20 protein-coding genes are annotated in these 18,860 nt (G+C 70.6%); 12 read left to right on the forward strand and 8 right to left on the reverse strand.

Annotation, left to right across the window (positions count from 1 at the left end; all coding sequences use genetic code 11):
* Positions 1-103 precede the first annotated feature (103 nt).
* Both ACZ4UU_RS29330 and ACZ4UU_RS29335 read left to right on the forward strand, forming a co-directional pair.
* Entirely contained in the window at positions 104-850 is a 747-nt protein-coding gene (locus tag ACZ4UU_RS29330; protein WP_471906370.1) for a response regulator transcription factor, read from the forward strand.
* The gene (locus ACZ4UU_RS29335; RefSeq protein WP_471906371.1) at positions 843-1,955 is read left to right on the forward strand and encodes a sensor histidine kinase; all 1,113 of its coding nucleotides are present in this window, start codon (positions 843-845) and stop codon (positions 1,953-1,955) included. The genes ACZ4UU_RS29330 and ACZ4UU_RS29335 overlap by 8 nt, the downstream gene beginning before the upstream one ends.
* Positions 1,956-1,986: 31 nt before the next feature.
* Here the strand turns inward: ACZ4UU_RS29335 and ACZ4UU_RS29340 are convergent, their stop codons facing one another.
* Positions 1,987-2,988 (reverse strand): NAD-dependent epimerase/dehydratase family protein, encoded by a 1,002-nt coding sequence (locus ACZ4UU_RS29340; protein ID WP_471906372.1) that lies wholly within the window; start codon positions 2,986-2,988, stop codon positions 1,987-1,989.
* Between the two features lie 124 nt (positions 2,989-3,112).
* On the opposite strand from ACZ4UU_RS29340, the gene ACZ4UU_RS29345 reads away from it, so the two are divergent.
* From ACZ4UU_RS29345 to ACZ4UU_RS29355, 3 genes are all read left to right on the forward strand, one after another.
* Positions 3,113-3,844, forward strand: coding sequence for a flavodoxin family protein (locus tag ACZ4UU_RS29345; RefSeq protein ID WP_471906373.1), 732 nt, complete (start codon positions 3,113-3,115; stop codon positions 3,842-3,844).
* 88 nt (positions 3,845-3,932) lie between these two features.
* Positions 3,933-4,631, forward strand: coding sequence for a HEAT repeat domain-containing protein (locus ACZ4UU_RS29350; protein WP_471906374.1), 699 nt, complete (start codon positions 3,933-3,935; stop codon positions 4,629-4,631).
* Between the two features lie 3 nt (positions 4,632-4,634).
* Positions 4,635-5,639 (forward strand): MerR family transcriptional regulator, encoded by a 1,005-nt coding sequence (locus ACZ4UU_RS29355; protein WP_471906375.1) that lies wholly within the window; start codon positions 4,635-4,637, stop codon positions 5,637-5,639.
* Between the two features lie 108 nt (positions 5,640-5,747).
* Here ACZ4UU_RS29355 and ACZ4UU_RS29360 read toward each other — a convergent pair whose 3' ends face one another.
* Positions 5,748-6,470 carry a dienelactone hydrolase family protein gene (locus tag ACZ4UU_RS29360; RefSeq protein WP_471906376.1) on the reverse strand — a complete coding sequence of 241 codons (723 nt, stop codon included), beginning with the start codon at positions 6,468-6,470 and terminating at the stop codon, positions 5,748-5,750.
* A gap of 297 nt (positions 6,471-6,767) precedes the next feature.
* Between ACZ4UU_RS29360 and ACZ4UU_RS29365 the strand changes: the two genes are divergently transcribed.
* The gene (locus ACZ4UU_RS29365) at positions 6,768-7,469 is read left to right on the forward strand and encodes a hypothetical protein (protein WP_471906377.1); all 702 of its coding nucleotides are present in this window, start codon (positions 6,768-6,770) and stop codon (positions 7,467-7,469) included.
* A gap of 7 nt (positions 7,470-7,476) precedes the next feature.
* Here ACZ4UU_RS29365 and ACZ4UU_RS29370 read toward each other — a convergent pair whose 3' ends face one another.
* Positions 7,477-8,289: a CHAT domain-containing protein gene (locus tag ACZ4UU_RS29370; protein WP_471906378.1), complete on the reverse strand. Its 813-nt coding sequence runs from the start codon at positions 8,287-8,289 to the stop codon at positions 7,477-7,479.
* A gap of 34 nt (positions 8,290-8,323) precedes the next feature.
* On the opposite strand from ACZ4UU_RS29370, the gene ACZ4UU_RS29375 reads away from it, so the two are divergent.
* Entirely contained in the window at positions 8,324-8,659 is a 336-nt protein-coding gene (locus tag ACZ4UU_RS29375) for a glycosyltransferase (RefSeq protein WP_471906379.1), read from the forward strand.
* 58 nt (positions 8,660-8,717) lie between these two features.
* Here ACZ4UU_RS29375 and ACZ4UU_RS29380 read toward each other — a convergent pair whose 3' ends face one another.
* Positions 8,718-9,293: a dihydrofolate reductase family protein gene (locus ACZ4UU_RS29380; RefSeq protein WP_471906380.1), complete on the reverse strand. Its 576-nt coding sequence runs from the start codon at positions 9,291-9,293 to the stop codon at positions 8,718-8,720.
* A 153-nt stretch (positions 9,294-9,446) separates the two neighbouring features.
* Positions 9,447-10,526, reverse strand: a complete 1,080-nt coding sequence (locus ACZ4UU_RS29385) for an endonuclease/exonuclease/phosphatase family protein (RefSeq protein WP_471906381.1) — start codon at positions 10,524-10,526, stop codon at positions 9,447-9,449.
* Positions 10,527-10,946: 420 nt separating this feature from the next.
* Between ACZ4UU_RS29385 and ACZ4UU_RS29390 the strand changes: the two genes are divergently transcribed.
* The 5 genes from ACZ4UU_RS29390 (at position 10,947) to ACZ4UU_RS29410 (ending at position 14,394) form a co-directional block, all read left to right on the forward strand.
* Entirely contained in the window at positions 10,947-11,642 is a 696-nt protein-coding gene (locus tag ACZ4UU_RS29390; RefSeq protein WP_471906382.1) for a response regulator transcription factor, read from the forward strand.
* 10 nt (positions 11,643-11,652) lie between these two features.
* Positions 11,653-12,771 (forward strand): sensor histidine kinase, encoded by a 1,119-nt coding sequence (locus tag ACZ4UU_RS29395; RefSeq protein WP_471906383.1) that lies wholly within the window; start codon positions 11,653-11,655, stop codon positions 12,769-12,771.
* Between the two features lie 69 nt (positions 12,772-12,840).
* Positions 12,841-13,251, forward strand: coding sequence for a hypothetical protein (locus ACZ4UU_RS29400; protein WP_471906384.1), 411 nt, complete (start codon positions 12,841-12,843; stop codon positions 13,249-13,251).
* Positions 13,252-13,608: 357 nt separating this feature from the next.
* Complete coding sequence (locus ACZ4UU_RS29405; protein ID WP_471906385.1) at positions 13,609-14,247, forward strand: hypothetical protein; 639 nt, start codon at positions 13,609-13,611, stop codon at positions 14,245-14,247.
* Positions 14,248-14,256: 9 nt separating this feature from the next.
* The gene (locus tag ACZ4UU_RS29410) at positions 14,257-14,394 is read left to right on the forward strand and encodes a hypothetical protein (protein ID WP_471906386.1); all 138 of its coding nucleotides are present in this window, start codon (positions 14,257-14,259) and stop codon (positions 14,392-14,394) included.
* A 195-nt stretch (positions 14,395-14,589) separates the two neighbouring features.
* On the opposite strand, the gene ACZ4UU_RS29415 is transcribed toward ACZ4UU_RS29410, so the two are convergent.
* From ACZ4UU_RS29415 to ACZ4UU_RS29425, 3 genes are all read right to left on the reverse strand, one after another.
* Positions 14,590-15,360: a DUF4328 domain-containing protein gene (locus ACZ4UU_RS29415; RefSeq protein ID WP_471906387.1), complete on the reverse strand. Its 771-nt coding sequence runs from the start codon at positions 15,358-15,360 to the stop codon at positions 14,590-14,592.
* A 235-nt stretch (positions 15,361-15,595) separates the two neighbouring features.
* A complete protein-coding gene (locus tag ACZ4UU_RS29420) occupies positions 15,596-16,561 on the reverse strand; it encodes an alpha/beta fold hydrolase (RefSeq protein ID WP_471906388.1) in 966 nt (321 codons plus the stop codon).
* A gap of 146 nt (positions 16,562-16,707) precedes the next feature.
* Entirely contained in the window at positions 16,708-18,681 is a 1,974-nt protein-coding gene (locus ACZ4UU_RS29425; protein WP_471906389.1) for a glycoside hydrolase family 97 protein, read from the reverse strand.
* Positions 18,682-18,860 lie beyond the last annotated feature (179 nt).

An 18,860-nucleotide genomic window follows, 5' to 3' on the forward strand; every position in this document is an offset into this window, starting at 1 on the left:
AAGGGGACATACCGGACTCCCGCTCCTTACGAAACGCGGACGTCGAAGTCACGGACGAAGCTCGGGCGCGGCATCCGGGGCGGCGCGGTGCGAGGCTGGGGGCATGCAGCAACAGCCGTACGAGCCCACGGGGGCGCGAGCCCGCGAAGAGGCCCCCCGGATCCTGGTCGTCGACGACGATCCGACCGTCGCCGAAGTCGTCGCCGGGTATCTGGACCGCGCCGGTTACACCGTCGACCGGGCCGACGACGGTCCGGCCGCGCTCACCCGTGCCGCCGCGCACTGGCCGGACCTGGTCGTCCTCGACCTGATGCTGCCCGGCATGGACGGCCTGGAGGTGTGCCGCCGCATCCGCGGTCACGGCCCCGTGCCGGTCATCATGCTCACCGCCCGCGGCGACGAGGACGACCGCATCCTGGGCCTGGAGGTCGGCGCCGACGACTACGTCACCAAACCCTTCAGTCCGCGTGAGCTGGTGCTGCGGGTGGAGTCGGTGCTCCGCCGCAGCCGGCCGGCCTCCGACACCGGGCACCGGCTGGGCGCGGCAGGCCTGACCCTCGACCCGGCGGCCCGCCGGGCCACCAAGCACGGCGTCGAACTCGCCCTCACCCTCAGGGAGTTCGACCTGCTCTCCTTCTTTCTGCGGCATCCGGGGCGGGCGTTCGGCCGAGAGGACCTGATGCGCGAGGTGTGGGGCTGGGACTTCGGCGACCTGTCGACCGTCACGGTCCACGTCCGCCGACTGCGCGGCAAGGTCGAGGACGATCCCGCCCGGCCCCGGCTGATCCAGACCGTGTGGGGCGTGGGCTACCGCTTCGAGCCCACCGGAGCGGAGGCCGATCATGCGTGACACCCTGCTGATCGCCCTGTACGCCTTCGCCGGCGCGGCCGTCACCGGTCTGACCGGAGCGGGTGTGCTGCGGCTGACCCGGCGCCGCTCGCTCACCGCCTCGCTCACCGTGATCGCGGCGGTCGGAGTCGTCGCGATGCTCGCGGGCACACTCGCCGTCGCCTGGGCGATGTTCCTCTCCCCGCACGACCTGACCGTCGTCACGACCGTCGTCGCCATGGCGGCCGTCGTCTCCCTGGCCACGGCCCTGCTGCTGGGCCGTTGGGTCGTCGCCCGCAGCCATGAACTCGCCATAGCCGCACGCTCCTTCGGCGACGGCGGCGCGTTCACGGCCCCCGTCGAGCCGGCCACCGCCGAACTGGACGCGCTCAGCCGCGAACTGGCCGCCACCAGCGCCAGGCTCGCCGAGTCCCGGGAGCGGGAACGCGCCCTGGAGACCTCCCGGCGTGAACTCGTCGCCTGGATCTCGCACGACCTGCGCACCCCACTCGCCGGCCTGCGCGCCATGTCCGAGGCCCTGGAGGACGGCGTCGCCGCCGACCCCGACCGCTATCTGAAGCAGATACGCACCGAGGTCGAACGCCTCAACGGCATGGTCGGCGACCTCTTCGAACTCTCCCGCATCCACGCCGGCACGCTCCCCCTCTCCCTCGCCCGGATCTCCCTGTACGACCTGGTGGGCGACGCGCTGGCGGGAGCCGACCCGCTCGCCCGGGAGCAGGGGGTGCGGCTGGTGGGCGGCCGTATCGAGCCGGTACCGGTGGAGGTGGACGGCAAGGAGATGAGCCGGGTGCTGGGCAACCTGCTGGTCAACGCCATCCGCCGGACCCCGGCCGACGGCACGGTCGCCATCGCGGTGGAGCGTTGCACCGAGGGCGTGGTGCTGTCGGTGACGGACGGCTGCGGCGGCATCCCCGAGGGCGACCTGCCGCGCGTCTTCGACACCGGCTGGCGCGGCACCCACGCCCGGACGCCCCCGGCCGGCGCGGGGCTGGGCCTCGCGATCGTCCGGGGGATCGTGGAGGCGCACCGGGGCCGGGCCACCGTACACAACATCCCCGGCGGCTGCCGCTTCGAGGTGGTGCTGCCCGCCGCCGCTTCCTGAACACGGGCAGCACCACCGGTCCGTCAGGGGCCTACGCCCCGCGCATCCCGGCCCGGGCGAACTCCGTCATGCCCTCCTCGAACCCGACCTCAGGCTTCCACCCCAGCTCCTCCCGCAGCCGCGACGAGTCCGCCGTGATGTGCCGTACGTCCCCGAGCCGGTACTCACCGGTGACGACCGGCTCGGGCCCGCCGTGGGCGGCGGCCAGCGCCCGCGCCATCTCGCCGACGGTGTGCGGGTCGCCGCTGCCGGTGTTGTACGCCGTGAGCGCTCCCCGGGCGGCCGCCGCCTCCAACGCCACCGCGCCCGCCGCCGCCACGTCCCGCACGTGCACGAAGTCCCGCCGCTGCCGCCCGTCCTCGAACACCCGCGGCGCCTCCCCCCGGGCGAGCGCCGAGCGGAAGAAGGAGGCGACACCGGCGTACGGGGTGTCTCGGGGCATGCCGGGGCCGTACACGTTGTGGTAGCGCAGCGACACCGCCGATCCATCGGTACAGCGGGCCCAGGCGGCGGCCAGGTGTTCCTGGGTGAGCTTGGTCGTCGCGTACACGTTCCGCGGATCGGCCGGGGCGTCCTCGCCGACCAGGCCGGGGGAGAGGTCGTCCCCGCACACCGGGCACGTCGGCTCGAACCGGCCCGCGTCGAGGTCGGCGACGGCACGCGGTCCGGGCCGTACGACACCGTGCCGCGGACACTCGTACCGGCCCTCCCCGTAGACGACCATCGACCCGGCCAGCACGAGATGCCGTACGCCCGCCTGCGCCATGGCGGCGAGCAGCACAGCGGTCCCCAGGTCGTTGCGCGAGACGTACTCGGCCGCGTCGGCGACCCCGTCGCCGAGCCCCACCATCGCGGCCTGATGGCACACCGCGTCCACACCGCGCAGAGCGCGACCGACGGCCACCGGGTCCCGCACGTCCGCGCCGGGATCGTCCCGCACGTCGAACACGACCGGCTCGTGCCCGCGCAGCGCGAGCGTCTCGACCACATGGGACCCGATGAACCCGGCACCGCCGGTGACCAGTACACGCATACGCCCAAGCTAGGTCGGCGTGGGCATCGCACCCCGCTTCCACGCTGGAACGTCATGACTCCGTAAGGCATGCGAGGGTGCGTCGGACCGGGACAAACCGGAAGTCTCGCGAGACGCTGCCCGCATGACGAGCTCACCCTCCACCGACACCCCGTACCGCTACGACGACCTGACAGCCCTGTACATCAACTGCACACTCAAACCGTCCCCGCAGCTCAGCCACACCCGGGGCCTGATCGACAAGAGCCGGGCCGTCATGGACGCCGCCGGCGTGCGAACGGACCTGATCCGCGCCGTCGACCACGACATCGCACCCGGCGTCTACCCGGACATGACGGAACACGGCTTCGCCACCGACGCCTGGCCGGGCCTGCACGAGAAGGTGATGGCCGCGGACATCCTGGTGCTCGCCGGACCGATCTGGCTGGGCGACAACAGCTCGGTCACCAAGCAGGTCATCGAGCGGCTCTACGCCTGCTCGTCGCTGCTCAACTCCCAGGGACAGTACGCCTACTACGGCCGCGTCGGCGGCTGCCTGATCACCGGCAACGAGGACGGCGTCAAGCACTGCGCGATGAACGTCCTCTACAGCCTCCAGCACCTCGGCTACACGATCCCGCCCCAGGCGGACGCCGGCTGGATCGGGGCGGCCGGCCCCGGACCGTCGTACCTCGACCCCGGGTCGGGAGGCCCGGAGAACGACTTCACCAACCGCAACACCAGCTTCATGACCTGGAACCTGATGCACATCGCCGCCCTGCTCAAACACGCCGGCGGCATCCCCGCGTACGGCAACCAGCGCTCGCAGTGGGACGCCGGGTGCCGCCCGGGCGCGGACAACCCCGAGCACCGCTGACCGCTCCACTCCCGGCGGCGCGCAACAGGCCTGTTTGACCTTGACACGGTGACAAGGACTTCACTGGCCCGCCGAGGAGGTGGTCGCGATGACGATCACGAGACAGGACACGGACACGGACACGGACACGGACGCGAACGCGGTACGCGCACTCCGGGGGTTGGAGGACGGCCGCTCGTCCGTACGGCTACGGGCCGCACTCGCGGCCGGCACGAAACCACACCCGCGCTTCGTCGACAAGCTCGTCGAGCGTTGCGCGGTCGAGCCCGAGTTCTTCGTCCGCGACATGCTGACCTGGGCGCTCACCCGCCACCCGCTGTCCATGACGCTTCCCGTGCTGCTCCGCGAGGTCGGCTCGGAGCGCGCGCAGGCACGCAGCCAGGCGTTGCACACGCTGTCCAAGATCGGGGACCGGCGGGCGTGGCCGGCGATCACACCGGCGGTCCTGTCCGACGCCGACGAGGAGGTCGCGCGCAGCGCCTGGCGGGCGGCGGTCGTCCTCGCACCGGAAGGGGAGGAGCCCGCGTTGGCCACGATCCTGGCGTCCCAGCTCGGACGCGGTGGCCGGGAGACCCAGCTGAGCCTCAGCCGGGCGCTGATCGCCCTGGGCGAAGTGATCGCGCCGGTCCTGCGCACCGCGACGACGACGGCACCCGACCCACGCGCACGCGCACACGCGCTCGCCACACAACGGCTGCTGAGCGACCCGGACACCGGATTCGAGTACGCGATCGAGGAGGCGAAGCGCGTCGTGGCCCTGGGCGGGTCCGGCCACGAGGGACAATAGGACGTGTTGATCGGTGAGATGGCGCGGCGGTCCGGGGTCAGTGCCCGCATGCTCCGGCATTACGAGTCGCTGGGGCTGGTGCGCCCTTCGGGCCGCACCGGCTCCGGCTATCGGGAGTACTCCGCAAAGGACATCCAGCGGATTTTCCATATCGAGAGCCTGCGGTCGCTGGGTCTGTCGCTGCGCGAGATCGGCCGCGCACTCGACGACCCCTGCTTCACTCCCGCCGCACTCGTCGGCGACCTCATCGAGCAGACCCGCGAACGCATCGCGGCGGAGACCGAACTCCTCACCCGGCTACGCCGGATCGATGCCGCGGACCCCGCCGCCTGGGAGGACGTCCTTCAGGTCGTCGCACTCCTCCAGGCTCTTCAGTCCAAGAGCGCCGACGCGCGCCAGCGCGCCGCCCTTTCCGCGGCCGACGATGTTCCGGTGCCGGTCGAGGCCCTGGTCGAGGCGGCACTGAGCGAGACCGAGCCGAACGTCGCCGGAGCGCTTCGATGGGCTCTGGCGCGATCGGACGACGCCGGCACGGCGTTGCTGGCGGAGGGCCTCGGCTCACCGCTGCCCGCGGTGCGCGAACGCGCCGTACAGGCACTCGTCGAGATGCCGGACGGGGAGGCGCACACGCACCTGCAGAACGCCCTCGCGCACCCCGACGCCGTGGTCCGCGGCTACGCGGCCGTGGCACTCGGGACGCGTGGCGTGGCCGATGCCGTCCCTACCCTCCTCGACATGATCGTGGCGGGAAGGAACGACACCGACGCAGCCGACGCACTCAGCGTGCTCGCGAGCGACCCCGAGGCAGCGGATCGGCTCGCGAGCCGCCTCGTCGACCGCCTCGCCGACGACGCGACCGATGCGCCCGCCCGCGGACGGCTGACCCAGGCCCTGGCGGGCATCCCGGGGGCGAGGGCCTCAAGTGCCCTTGTGGAGCTGTCGCACGACGGGGACCGTGCTGTCGCGTTGACCGCGACGTACCTTCTTCAGCTGCGGGACGCACGATGACGCTGTCGTCACCGGGCGCACCAGCCGGGAGAGCCACCGTCTCGGCGGCGTCGGCAACCGCCCACGTCGGGAAGGTCATCAGGAGCGGGGATGCCAAACGGTCGGACCTCACTTCAGGTGTCGGTCCAGGAACCGGCACCCGTCCTCCAACTCGAACCACGGGGTGCCGGTGTGCCCTCCCAGGTTGGCGTGCAGCGTCTTCTCCTTGCTGCCGAAGGCGTCGAACAGGTCAAGGGCCCGTTGCCGGGGGTTTCCTTCGTCGTCCCACTGGAGCAGGAACAGCAGCGGAACGGTGACCTGCCGGGCCTCCTCGCGCTGGGCGCGGGGCACGTACCCGCCGGCGAAGAAGCCCGCCGCCGCGATACGCGGTTCGACCACCGCCAGCCGGATGCCGAGGGCGGTCCACCCCCCGGAGTACCCGACGGGGCCGCCGATCTCGGGCAGCTCGAGGAGGGCGTCCAGAGTGGTCCGCCATTCCGGGACCGCGTTCTCGACCAGGGGGCCGACGAACGACTCCAGGATCTCGTCGACCGGCTCGCCGGACTGCATCGCCCGGCGCAGGTCGGCGCGGGCCCGTTCGTCGGCGGCGGAACGGGGACGGTCACCGCACCCGGCGGCGTCGATGGTCGCCACCGCGTAGCCGCGCGCCGCCGTGTACCGGGCCCGGGCCCTCAGCCGGGGGTCCGCCTTGGGCAGGCCGTTGTTGTGAGCCATCAGGACCAGTGGGGCCGGTGCGGAGCCGGGCGTCCAAAGGGTGCCGGGGATCTCACCGAGGGTGAATTCGCGTTCGAGGACGCCGTCGTCGAGGCGCTTTTCGGAAGTGAATCGCACGGTCGTGCCTTTCGGGATGCGCTGAACGGCGCTCCCGGACGACCTATCGCCCGACCGTGACCCCGGAGGGGAGCACCCATGTCGATACTGCGTTCACGGGTACCACCTCCTCGTTCTCTCGCACGGCCTCCAGGAGACTAGCAACCGTCGCCGCCGGCCCGTCAACGGGTTTTCGCCACGTCCTCGGCACCTTCGACCGCGGAAGGCGAAACATCCGGGAATACTCGCCGACATGCGCGGACGACCACGCCACGAACCCGGCACCCCTCGGATGTCCAGAGTCTTCCAGAGTGCTGCATGCTCAGCGCGGCGTTCGTCTGGCTGTGGCAGCGGGGGCGGAACACGCGGGCCCTGCACCGGAAGACACGGTTCTTCGGCATGCGGCCGGGCGAGACGTGCATCGTCGTCATGAACCACAAGTGGGACCGGCCGGGAGTGGCCGCGCACCACGACGTGCAGGCCATGGTCGAGGCGGTCGTCCTCGCCCGCGAACTGGGCTGCGAGGTGTCGATGCGCGTCAGCGGCGACTTCCGCGACAGCAACGGACCGTGCACGGAGTTCTGCATCGGCGGCCCGGAGCACGGCTCCAACGTGCGAACCGCCGGGCATCTGGAGCACAACCTTCCCGGCATCGAGGTGCGGCCCTTCAGCGACCGGCCGGACTCCATGGCCTTCGTGGTGGGTGAGGAGACCTTCGCGTGGGACCGCGGGCGGTGCGAGCACGTACTCGTCGCCAAGTTCCGGCCGCTGTCCGCGACGCGGCCCGTGTTCGTCGTCTGCGGCCAGAGCGCCGTCACCAACCACGCGGCGATGGTCTTCCTGCGCAGCTCCCACCGGGAACTGTCCGCCCGGCTCGCGAGCACCGAGCGTTTCTGCCTCATCCTGCGGGTCGACGCGATCGCCACGTACGGCGTGCAGGGGACCACGCTCGCCAGGGATGTCTCGGCGTCGGCCTTCGAACCCCGGCCGGGCCTGCGCCCCGCCGCGGCGACCGGCTGACCCGGGATCAGTCTCCGGCCCCCATCACACACATGCCGGCCCAGTCGTACCGGCCGAGCTCGGGATGCCGGTCGCGCAGGGTCCGCGCGGCTGTCCGCAGTGCCGACCGCGCCGGCAGTCCCTCGGCGACGTACCGCAGGGTCTCCGCGGCGATACGGGCGGCGGCCCGCTCACCGACCCGGCCCACACCGGGCACGACGGTCCGCGCGCCCCCGAGAAGGCCGACGACGGTGAGACTCAGCGGGTCCCGGCCGTAGCGGCTGGCCGCTGTGGCGCTCCAGCAGCCCACGAGCAGCAGCAGTTCGGGCAGCGGCAGGGTGGCCAGCGAGTCCGGGGTGACCCCGGACGGGCCCAGTGCCGTGTCGCCCGGGGCGGCGCCGTGACCGCTGACGTAGAGCAGGGCCGGGTCCGGGAGCTGAGCCACGTGGGACAGGCCGCGGAGCGGCCGGTGCCCGCCGGGCCAAGCGTCCAACGCCGCCCGCTCCCGAGAGTGCGCGGGCAGCGCGTCGTCCAGAAGGCTGCCCGCCACCCCCGCATCACGCCCCGTCGGAGCGGCCTGCCGGGCCCGGCCACGGACCAGGCACAGAGTGCGCAGGCTCGGCGTCAGCGTCGCCTCGGCCACGTCCACCAGTGCCGTGTCGCCGCGCAGCAGGGCACCGTACGGCACATGCCGCAGGCGGGGATCCGGGCAGATCACGACCGACCTCGGAGCCTCGGGCGCCCCCTGCCAGATCTCCGGGGCGGGCAGCAGCAGCTCGCCCAGCGCCCGCCACACGGCCCGTGCCACGCCTCGCGGCGGCAACGGCGTACCGGAGGCCATCCGCGACGACCTGCGCACCTCCAGCCTGGTCCTGATGCCCTCCCGGGTCGAGGGGTTCGGCCTGGCCGGCCCGGAGGCGATCACCTCAGGCACGCCCGTCCTGATCAGCGGCGCCAGCGGTCTGGGCCTCCTGCTGGACAGACCGCTGTCCCAGGACATGCCCGAGATGATCAACCGGCTCGTGGTGCCCGTGCGCAACGGAAGGCGGCACGAGGACGCCAACGTCGACGACTGGCGCAACGCGATCACGGTGGCCCTCGGCGATCTGGACGCCGCGTTCGCCGACGCGGCCACCGTACGCTCGGCCCTGGCCGAGAAGCGGACCTGGGTCATGGCGGCCACCCGGCTGCTGGAAGAGCTCAAGCGCTGACAGCGGCGTGACCTGCGCGGTGGGAAAGGAGATCGACTACAGGCTGTGAGCCGGGACGTCAATGGAGGACGGGCCGGTAGACGAGCTCCTGGATGCGACCGTCGAGTGTCCGGTGCTCGAGCAGCTCCAGGTCGAAGTCGGCCGCACCCTGGAAGACCGGGTCCAACCCGGTCCGACCGGTGACGACAGGGAAGAGCGTCACCTGCAGGCGGTCGACCAGTCCGGCGGCCATCAGCGCCCGGTTCAACGACAGGCTGCCGTGCGAGCGCAACGGCACTTCGGACTCCTCCTTGAGCCGGGCGACGACATCCACGGCGTCACCGCTCACGAGGGTCGCGTCCGGCCAGTCGAGGGGCCCTTCCAGGGTCGTCGACACGACCGTCGTCGGCAGGTTCCTCATCCGCGTGACCCATGGGTCACGCACGTCGGAGTCCTCGGTGCTCTCGGCCAGCATCTGCGCGAAGGCCCGATAGGTGTTGGCCCCGAACACCATCCGCTGCTCCTCGCCGTACACGGCAAGGCGGTGGTCGAGCAACTCGGGGCCTTGTTTACCCCAGTAGCCGGTCCAGTCGCCGCCGGCGGCGCCGTAGCCGTCGAGGCTGGAGAACACGTCGAAGGTGTAGGTGGCGGTCATGTCGTCCTCCTCGGGGGCGGTTCATCGCTGCGTAGACCCAGCGTGCTGCCGAGACTCATCGCTGCACGGGCCACAAGCGGTGCTGCCACTCGAATGGCACGTCTGCATGGTCGGGTTGATCTAGTTGATCTAGTTGATCGGGTTGATCGAGATTCACCAGCTGATTCCGGCCGCCACCGGCAGATGGTCGCTCCCGGTGGCCGGCAGCACCCACGAGCTCCGCGGCTCCACGCCGCGGACCAGGATCTGGTCGATCCGCGCCACCGGAAACGTCGCCGGCCAGCTGAAGCCGAAGCCGTCCCCGGCCTCCTCCTGGGCCGAGCGCAGCTGTGAGGTGAGCCCGTCGAACGCCCGGTCGTCCGTGGTGCCGTTCAGGTCGCCGAGGAGCACCACCCGCTCGTTCCGCTCGGCGGCGACGGCTTTGGCGAGCGCGTCCGCGCCACGGTCCCGGCTGTCCGTCCAGAACCCGTTCCGGGGAAACACCCGTACGGACCCCAGGTGGGCCACGTACACCGCCAGCTGGCCCCGCTCCGTGGCCACCGTGGTGCGCAGCGCCCGGGCGTAGGCCAGCTTGACGTCGTCCGGCTTGGTGTCCGCCAGCGGCCCGTAGTCCATCTCGATGTCGACCGCCAGGGTGTCCGACAACGGCAGCCTGCTCCACAGCCCGACCGTGCCCTGCACCGTGTGATACGGGTACGCCTTCGCCAGCACCTTCTCGTACGTGCCCCTGGCGTCCTCGGTCACCTCCTCCAGGGCCAGCACGTCCGCCCCGGAGGCGGCCAGGTCGCGGGCGGTGCCGGCCGGGTCGGGGTTGTCGGCGCCGACGTTGTGGCTGACGACGGTGAGGTCGCTGCCGGAGTGCGACTTGTCACCGAGAAGCCCGCCGAAGAGGTTCAGCCACACCATGACCGGCAGCAGCAGCGTGACCACCGCGGAGGCGGAGCGGCGCCACAGCGCGGCGGCAAGCAGTACCGGGATGAACAGCCCGAACCAGGGCAGGAAGGTCTCCACCAGGCTGCCGAGGCCCCCGCGGTCCGTGATCTGCGCGTGCAGAAGCATCAGCAGGCCGAGCAGCAGCGCCAGCGCGGCGAGCACCGGCCCGCGCTTCCAGGGTCCCAGCCCGAAGCAGCTGCGGACAGTTCGACGAATGCGCGCCCGCCAAAGACCGAGGCCGGTGTCCCGGCGGCCGACGTCCCGTCGCCCGGCCCGCTCCGCCGCGTCGACCTGCACCATCGTCTGTCCTCGCTCACCGCCGGTCACTACTGCATCCTCGGGTCATGGGTGGGGTCGGGCTACATACGCGGGCAACCTCGCTCGGTCGCCTCGGTGCGTCGGCAGCCTCACGAAGAAGCTGATTCTGGTGGTCCGGGGAAACGCCGGCCGGCATCGCGTCGTCGAAGACAGTCACGCCGTCGCCGTTGCCATCGACGACGAAGGAGAGGAATTCTGCGATTGGCGGCCGAGCACTGCGGTGATCACCGCTGGACCGACCGACCGACAGGCGGACGGCCACGAGTCGGCGAATCCGGCATGCCGTCGTTCGTGCGGACGATGGGGATCGATTCATACCGCCAGTCAAGGCAGCACGGCGTTGCCGGCACGTATGCGGTTTTCGATACGCCGACCATATGGGCCGACTCGTAGCATCAACGCATGCGCGTGTTGATCGTCGAGGACGAGCCCTATATGGCGGAAGCCATTCGCGACGGCCTGCGCCTGGAGGCCATCGCGGGAGACATCGCCGCCGACGGCGAAGCCGCTCTGGAACTCCTCGGCATCAACACGTACGACATCGCCGTACTCGACCGCGACATCCCCGGGCCCTCCGGTGACGAGATCGCCAGACGCATCGTCGCCTCCGGCAGCGGCATGCCGATCCTCATGCTCACCGCGGCCGACCGTCTCGACGACAAGGCCTCGGGGTTCGAACTCGGCGCCGACGACTACCTCACGAAACCCTTTGAACTCCGGGAACTCGCGCTCAGGCTCAGAGCACTCGACCGCAGGCGCGCCCACAACAGGCCGCCGGTGCGAGAGATCGCGGGTCTGCGACTCGACCCGTTCCGCAGAGAGGTCTACCGGGACGGCCGCTACGTGGCGCTGACCAGGAAGCAGTTCGCAGTGCTCGAAGTCCTCGTCGCCGCCGAAGGAGGTGTCGTCAGTGCCGAGCAACTCCTGCAGCGGGCCTGGGACGAGAACGCGGACCCGTTCACCAACGCCGTACGCATCACCGTCTCGGCACTGCGCAAGCGCCTCGGCGAGCCCTGGATCATCGCCACCGTGCCTGGCGTCGGCTACCGGATCGACGCGCACCCCTCGGCCGGCGGCGGGGGAGGAGACCGTGCCTAGAGAGCCCGGCATGAGCGTTCGCCTCAAACTCACCCTCAGCTACGCCGGATTCCTGATGCTGGCCGGTGTTCTGGTGCTGGCGGCCGGGTGGGTGTTCCTGGACCGTGTGGCCCACCCGGGGCTCATCTTCATGCCCGACTACCGCTTCGCGGTCGTGCGCCAGTTCGCTCCGATCGCGGCGGCCGTGCTGGCGTTCCTGCTGGTGTTCGGCCTCCTGGGCGGCTGGTTCCTCGCCGGCCGGATGCTCGCCCCGCTGACCCGCATCACCTACGCCACCCGCATGGCCGCGAACGGAACGCTCTCCCACCGCATCCGGCTGCCGGGCCGCGAGGACGAGTTCCGCGAACTGGCCGACGCCTTCGACACGATGCTCGCGCGGCTCCAAGCGCACGTCGCCGAACAGCAGCGATTCGCGGCCAACGCCTCTCACGAGCTACGCACCCCGCTCGCGATCTCCAAGGCACTCCTCGACGTTGCCCGCACCGACCCGGACCACGACACCCGCGAACTCGTCGACCGCCTGCACGCCGTCAACACCCGGGCGATCGACCTCACCGAGGCGCTGCTCCTGCTCAGCCGGGCCGAGCGGCGGAACTTCGGCCGAGAACCCGTCGACCTGTCCCTCCTGGCGGAAGAGGCCACCGAAACCCTTCTGCCTCTCGCCGAGAAGCACGGCGTCACCATCGAGACCTGTGGCGACATCGCCGCCACCACCGGTTCGCCGACGCTCCTGCTTCAGCTGACGACGAACCTCGTGCACAACGCCATCGTCCACAACCTCCCCGCACGGGGCACCGTATGGGTCACCACCCGTGCCCGGCCGGACAGCGTGACGCTCACGGTCGAGAACACCGGCGAGAAGCTGACCCCAGAGCTGGCCTCGACCCTCACCGAACCGTTCCAGCGAGGCACCGAACGCATACACACCGACCATGCGGGCGTCGGCCTCGGCCTGGCGATCGTCAAGACCATCACCCACGCACACGACGGAACCCTCACTCTCACCGCACGCTCCGAGGGCGGGGTCCGCATCACTGTGGAACTCGCGGCGACAGCCGGTGCCGGCGCGGGCGAGCCCGACTCCCTTCAGCGCTACCACCAGCGTCTGCGCACCGGAACCTCTGAATAAGGAGGTTCACCCCGCGCCCGCCGCCCATGGACGATGGCCGAACTCAGCCACCGCCATGAGGGGGAACTCATGTCCAAACGCACGTTCGGCGTCCTCGCCGCAGCAGGCGCGCTCGCCATGGCTGCAGGCCTGGCCGGAACCGGCTCCGCGCAGGCAAGCCCGTCCGCGACGCTCTACGGCTGCCCGTCCGGCTACGTCTGCTTCTACCGGACGACGAGCGTCAACTCGGACATCGTCTTCAAGACGGCCGGCAACTGGTACGGAGGCGAGTTCGCGACCCAGGCGGTCTTCAACAACGGCAAGCGCTACCCCGGCGCCGACCATGTCCGGTACACCTTCCACTATCCCTCGTCCCCGAACACGAAGCGCACCGACTGCCGGACCTACCACAAGACGGACAGCCCGGTCGTAGAGCCCGGTGAGAGCGCCAGCTTCATCGAGCGTCACGTCGAGAAGATCGAATGGGTCGGCTCCTGCTGAACCCCAACGGCCACTCACGACCGATGACTTGAGCCGATCGTCGTACGAGACGGACAGGCGAGGTCCACCCCGGCCGGCGGCCAGGGCTGGACCTCGCCTCTGCTGTCAGCGGCGTGCCATAAGGTCCGAAAACAGTCCCGCGTTTTTCGGAGCCCTCATGCCTCGGCCTGCCCGCCTCGTGACCACGATCGCCGCCCCTGTGCCCTTCGCGGCGGCCGACGCCGCCCCGTTCCTGGTCTCCCGGTCCGCGACGCGACGGCTCGTACAACGCGGAGACACGGAGCTGATCGTGCAGGACGTCGATCCGTCGGCGGCCTCGGCCGCGACGTCGGCTTCGTCCGTCCGCTTTCCAGCCCCTTGGCAGGCTGTGCGGGACACGACGCCTTCGCCGAGTACGCGAACGAGCGTGATCACCGATACACGGGCAGCGGCTCGGTCGGCTTCTCCTCGGACGGGACACTCGTGTGGGCGCACACCCGCGGCCCGCTGGCGTCCGATCACGGCCGCGGGGCGGACCAGTGGCCGGTCATCGCCTCCGCGGACGGCACGGTGCTCGCACGTGCCCGGACAGATACGGCCGCCGAAGGCTCCCACCACGTGCCGCACCCGGACCCCGCCCAGATGGGGTTGTCGATCGGCGAAGGGCAGGACGGCGCTCCGCTGAGATGGGGCCGTTGGGACGGACAGACTCTGGACGTCGACGGTCTCGGCGACGAGGACCGTGTCCTACTGGCGGTGAGCCCCAGCGGCGACCGCCTGCTCACCGTCACCCACGACCAGGCCGCCGTCGCCCTTCACCGAGCCACCGACGGCACACTGGAAGCCGAACTGAGCGCGGACGATGTCCCCAGACACCCCGCGGCCGAGTCGGAACAGGGCGAGACGTACGAGGACGACAAGATGCAGGCGTTCTTCGACTACGAAGGAGGGTTCCTCGACGAGCACACCGTCGTCGTGGGAACGGTCGAGAGCGACGAGGAGTTCGGCTCCGGCTGACACTGGCTCGTGGACGCGGCCTCCATGCGGCTGACCGACCAGGTCGCCTACCCCTTCGAGGTGTCCGGCCTGCCACACGCACCCGGCGACGGGACCTGGTACACCGTGTCCCGGACCGAGCAGGCGCTTCATGTCCGGAGTCTCTGAGCACCATCCGGCGAGCGGCGCTGAGCACAGCCCCGTCGAGCACCTCGTCAGTGCCCCGCTCGTCGGTCTCCGTCCATGGTGGGCGTGAGCGTGGTCCACGTCCCGGCCTTGATCCAGCGCTGACGCCCGGTCTGTGCTCTTCAAGTCGCCATACCCGGCAATCTCTCCCGGTCGTCCGCAGACGCGAACCCGAACTCAGGCGGAGACGGGCACGGACGCGCCCGGCCCGCTGCGGGCCTTCTCGTCCTGCATTCTGGTCAGCGCGAGCACGAAGAGGATGGCGAGGACGGCGGCGACGATGTCGACCGCGTCCGCGAACAGCACCTGCCCCAGGGCCCGCCGAATCTCTGGAGCCGTCTCGGCGTTGCGGTACGAGGTGGCGGAGAACCGGCCGACGAGCAGGCTGATCACCCAGGCCGTCCACCAGGCGTTGAGGAGACCGTGCGGCCGTGCCCTGTCCCAGGGGCCGCTGGCATCCCAGATGTCCACCGCGACGCGGCGGGGGAACCACAGATTCACGACCGGCACGAACCAGCCGCCCACGGCCCAGCCACGCTTCTTGCGGTGCCCGAACGGATCGAACACCTCGGCGTTGACCCGCACTCGATGGAACCAGACCAGGAAGACGACCGCTGTGGAGAGCAGCGCGGCCGTCTGTGCGACACCGGCCGCGGCGTAGAGCGAGTCCGCCCGGTCGGCCCTGCTTTGCACGGCCTCGCTGTAGTCGCCGTCCATGAGGGTGCCCAGCACGTCGTACGACATGACGTCCGCCCAGACCGCGAACAGGTCGGTGACGATGACCAGGCCGAGCAGCACGGCGACGGCCCGACCGAGGCCCACGGGCGAGCTCAGCCAGGCGTTGTGGCCGGCCGGCGGCGCCATGAGCGGTGTCCCGGCCGCGGCACAGTGGGCGCAGACGACCCCGTCCGGTGCCGCCTCGAAACGGCGGCATCGCGTGCACAGCATGGTGGAGTAGCCCCCCGTGTCAGGTATCCAGCAGAACCGTGCACGGTCCTCCCCAGAACCTCACGCACGGTATGCGGAAGATACGGGTCACCACGCCGGTACGTCCACCGCTTTCAGCTGCGGTCTTCCACCGTCGTCGCCAAGGGCCCCGGCGTCGCCTTCCTCCGGCACGCGGAACGCAACACGCAGCAGCCGTCCCGTCCCTGGTGCGGCGATGTTCCCCCCAGTTCTCCCATCACTCAGAACAACCCTTGAGGAATTCGATGAGCGCCGCGTTCACCTCGTCCGGGCGTTCCTGCTGGGTCCAGTGCCCGCAGCCCGCCAGTTCGAGGGGCGTGCGCCGGAGGTCGGGCATGAGGTCGGGGAGCTTCTCGATGAGTTCGGGGGTGCCGGGGAAGGCGGGCACCAGGTCGCGGTCGCCGTAGATGTACAGGGCGGGCGAGGTGACGACGGCGCCGTGCCAAGCGGCGGTGAGTTCCCAGTTGCGGTCGAGGTTGCGGTACCAGTTCAGGGCTCCGGTGAAGCCCTGCGAGAAGCTTTCGGTGAGCGCGTCGAGGTCGTCCTCGGTGAGCCATGCCGGCAGTACTTCGGGATCCGGCATCTCGGCGAGCCAGCCGCGCTCGGGGTCGACCAGCGGCTGCCTGCCCTCGGCGGTGCCGGGGGCGTCGCCGGACGCGGAGTAGAAGAACTTCCGCAGGGTGAGACGGGTGTCCCTCGCGAACTCGGCGTCGGCGACCCCGGGACGGTTGAAGTAGTTCCAGTAGAACCGGCCGCCGAACCGCTCCTCCATGGCCGCCAACGGAGGATGCGTCCCCCGGAACGGCGGCGGCACGCTCAGCCCGGCCACCCCGAGCACCACGTCCGGGCGCAGCAGCGCGGTGTGCCAGGCGACCGGCGCACCCCAGTCGTGCCCGACCACGTACGCCTTCTCCTCGCCCAGGGCCTGGATCAGTCCGACGACGTCGCCGACCAGGTGGAGGATGGTGTACGCGGCCACGTCCTCGGGATGGTCGCTTCGTCCGTATCCGCGCTGGTCCGGGGCGACCACCCGGAACCCCGCGTCGGCCAGCGGACCGAACTGGTGATGCCAGGAGTGCCACGACTCGGGAAAGCCGTGCAGCAGCACCACGAGGGGTCCGCTGCCCTGCTCGGCGATGTGCAGCCGAATGCCGTTCACGTCAACTGTCCGGTGCTCAACCATGGACACGAGCGTACGGGTCGTCGCAGCGCACCCCGGTTCCGGGAGGCGAGCCGTCTCACGGCCTCTCAGCAAACGGTTACACAACACATCTTCCCCAGTGCCGTGGCAGTCCGGCACAAGCCCGTCCGGTCCGCGCACCGGACGGCTCAGCTCGGCCTGAAGATGATCGCCTGGCCGCCGGCCGGGGCCATGGCCACGTCCAGTGTGGTCTCCGAGGTGACACTTCGGGTGCTGACGACGACCGGCGTCCGGTACGGGTTGGTGCCAGGGGTCCCGTCGGAGTAGATCGTCGCCGTGTACGTACCGCCGCCCAGGAAGGACAGCGGAAGCGACAGGGTCCTGGACGTCTCGTCGGTCATCGCCCCGAGGTACCAGGTGGCGCCGTCGCGCCGGGCCACGGCCACGTACTCGCCGATCGACCCGGCCAGGGTCCGGCTCTCGTCCCAGGTCGTGGGGACGGCGTCGAACCAGGGCAGCCCGGGCCAGTTCGCGGGGTTGTTGTACTTGGACGGTTTGTCGTACCAGAAGAGGAAGTTGAGGGGCTGGTAGTACACCGCGGCCATCGCCATCTGGTGGGCGTTGGTCGTCTTGTTGCGCGACTGGCCGTAGCAGATCGTGTAGTCCATCGGCCCGCCGACGTTGCGGGCGAAGGGCAGTGTCACATTGTGCGTGGCGGTCGGGAACTGCTCGTTGCCCCGGACGCCTTCCAGACTGACGTAGTTCGGATACGTCCGCTCGAAGCCGAACGGCCGGACGTCGTCGTGCATGTCGATCAGCAGCTCGTACTTGGCGGCCGCCGCGGCCCAGTCGACGATCTGGTCGGTCATCGACCGCGTACCGTCGTTGATGAAGCCGAGCTTGATCCCCGCGACGCCCCAGCTCTTGTAGAGGCCGAACAGCGCGTCCGCGTCGGTCAGGGCGAGCCGGTTGACGTAGAGGAAGACTCCGATGTTCTGGCTCGTCGCGTACGAGATGACCGACGGCAGATCGATGGCGGCGATGGGCTTCGTCGCGTCGACGGTGGAGAACTCCGGGCCGTACCACCCGGCGTCGTACTCGATGTACTGAAGGCCGCGGGCCACCGCGAAGTCGACGCCCGCCATACCGGCGGCGGTGCTGAGCTCACAGCGGAAGACCTTGCCCGGCTTGATCCACGAGGTGTCCTCGAGGACGCTCGCCGGGGCCAGGTTGAGCACCAGCTCGGCGTTGTCGACGAGTTCGGCGTCGGTGGAGCCGATGACGACCGCGCGCCAGGGCGTGGCGAACGGTGTGGTGACGGTCGTGGTCGGCTCGACGGGGCCGGTACCGCGGGCGGTGTGCTCCATGAGGAAGGCCGACAGGGTGTTGGGCTGCCCCGGGAGCGAACTGAGCATCAGCCGGGGGAAGTTCACCCGCGCCGATTCGCAGACGCAGGCGATGAGCCCGTCGGCGAGGGCGGCGGTGAGCGGGAGGTCGGTCAGAGGGCCGTTGTCCGTCGTGGACGTTCCCGTGACGGGTATCGCGTCGGGCGCCACCGGTTCGTAGGCGTTCTCGTCGCGGGCGCTGTAGACGGTGGTGCCGTCCGGGAAGACGAACGTCGTCAGCTCGTCCGCGATGGTCGCCGTGCCCTGGTCCAGCAGTACGTAACGCAGGGCGACGCCGGTCCGGTACGCCCGGACCCGGACCCCGAACCGGATCCCCGAGAGCCTGTCCCGCAGGTCCCAGCGCTGCTCCTGGTAATGGTCGACGACCCGCGCGTTGCGCCCGTACGCGGGCGCCCAGACACGGTGAACGTTCTCCCTCCGGCTCGCCGTCACCGTCACGTCTTCGCCGAGAGCGGTCCCGTCGCTCAGCCTGAGGCCGAGCGCGGAGGTGTCGACGACCGTCCTGCCGTGGTGCTCGGCCGACCAGTGCAGAGTTCCGTCGACCAGGGAGAGCGTGATGGAGTTTCCGGCCATGCGGGCGGTGGCCTCGCAGGAGCGCCGCGCTTCCACCGCGTGGGCCTGACCGGCCGCACCGATCCCCACCGCCGCCATCCCGACGCCGACGGCCGTGCCCTGGAGCATCCTCCGCCGCGACAGCGCCGCCGAGTCGCCCGCTCTGTCGGCCGTGGACTCGTCCCGGGTCTGTGAGGTTCTCATCGTGCTGGGGCCTCTCCGTTGAGGGCCGCGGCGGTGCGCGGCTCGATCAGGGCGAAGACATCATGTAGTAAACGCTTTCTGCTGGGGGATGTTGTACGCGCCGTTGCGAGGTGAGGTCAATACGCCGAGCTTCAAAAGGTGTTGCTTCGGTCTGCGGCCGTGTGCGGCGTACGGCCGGC

The sequence above is a fragment of the Streptomyces sp. NPDC028907 genome (assembly GCF_055564995.1).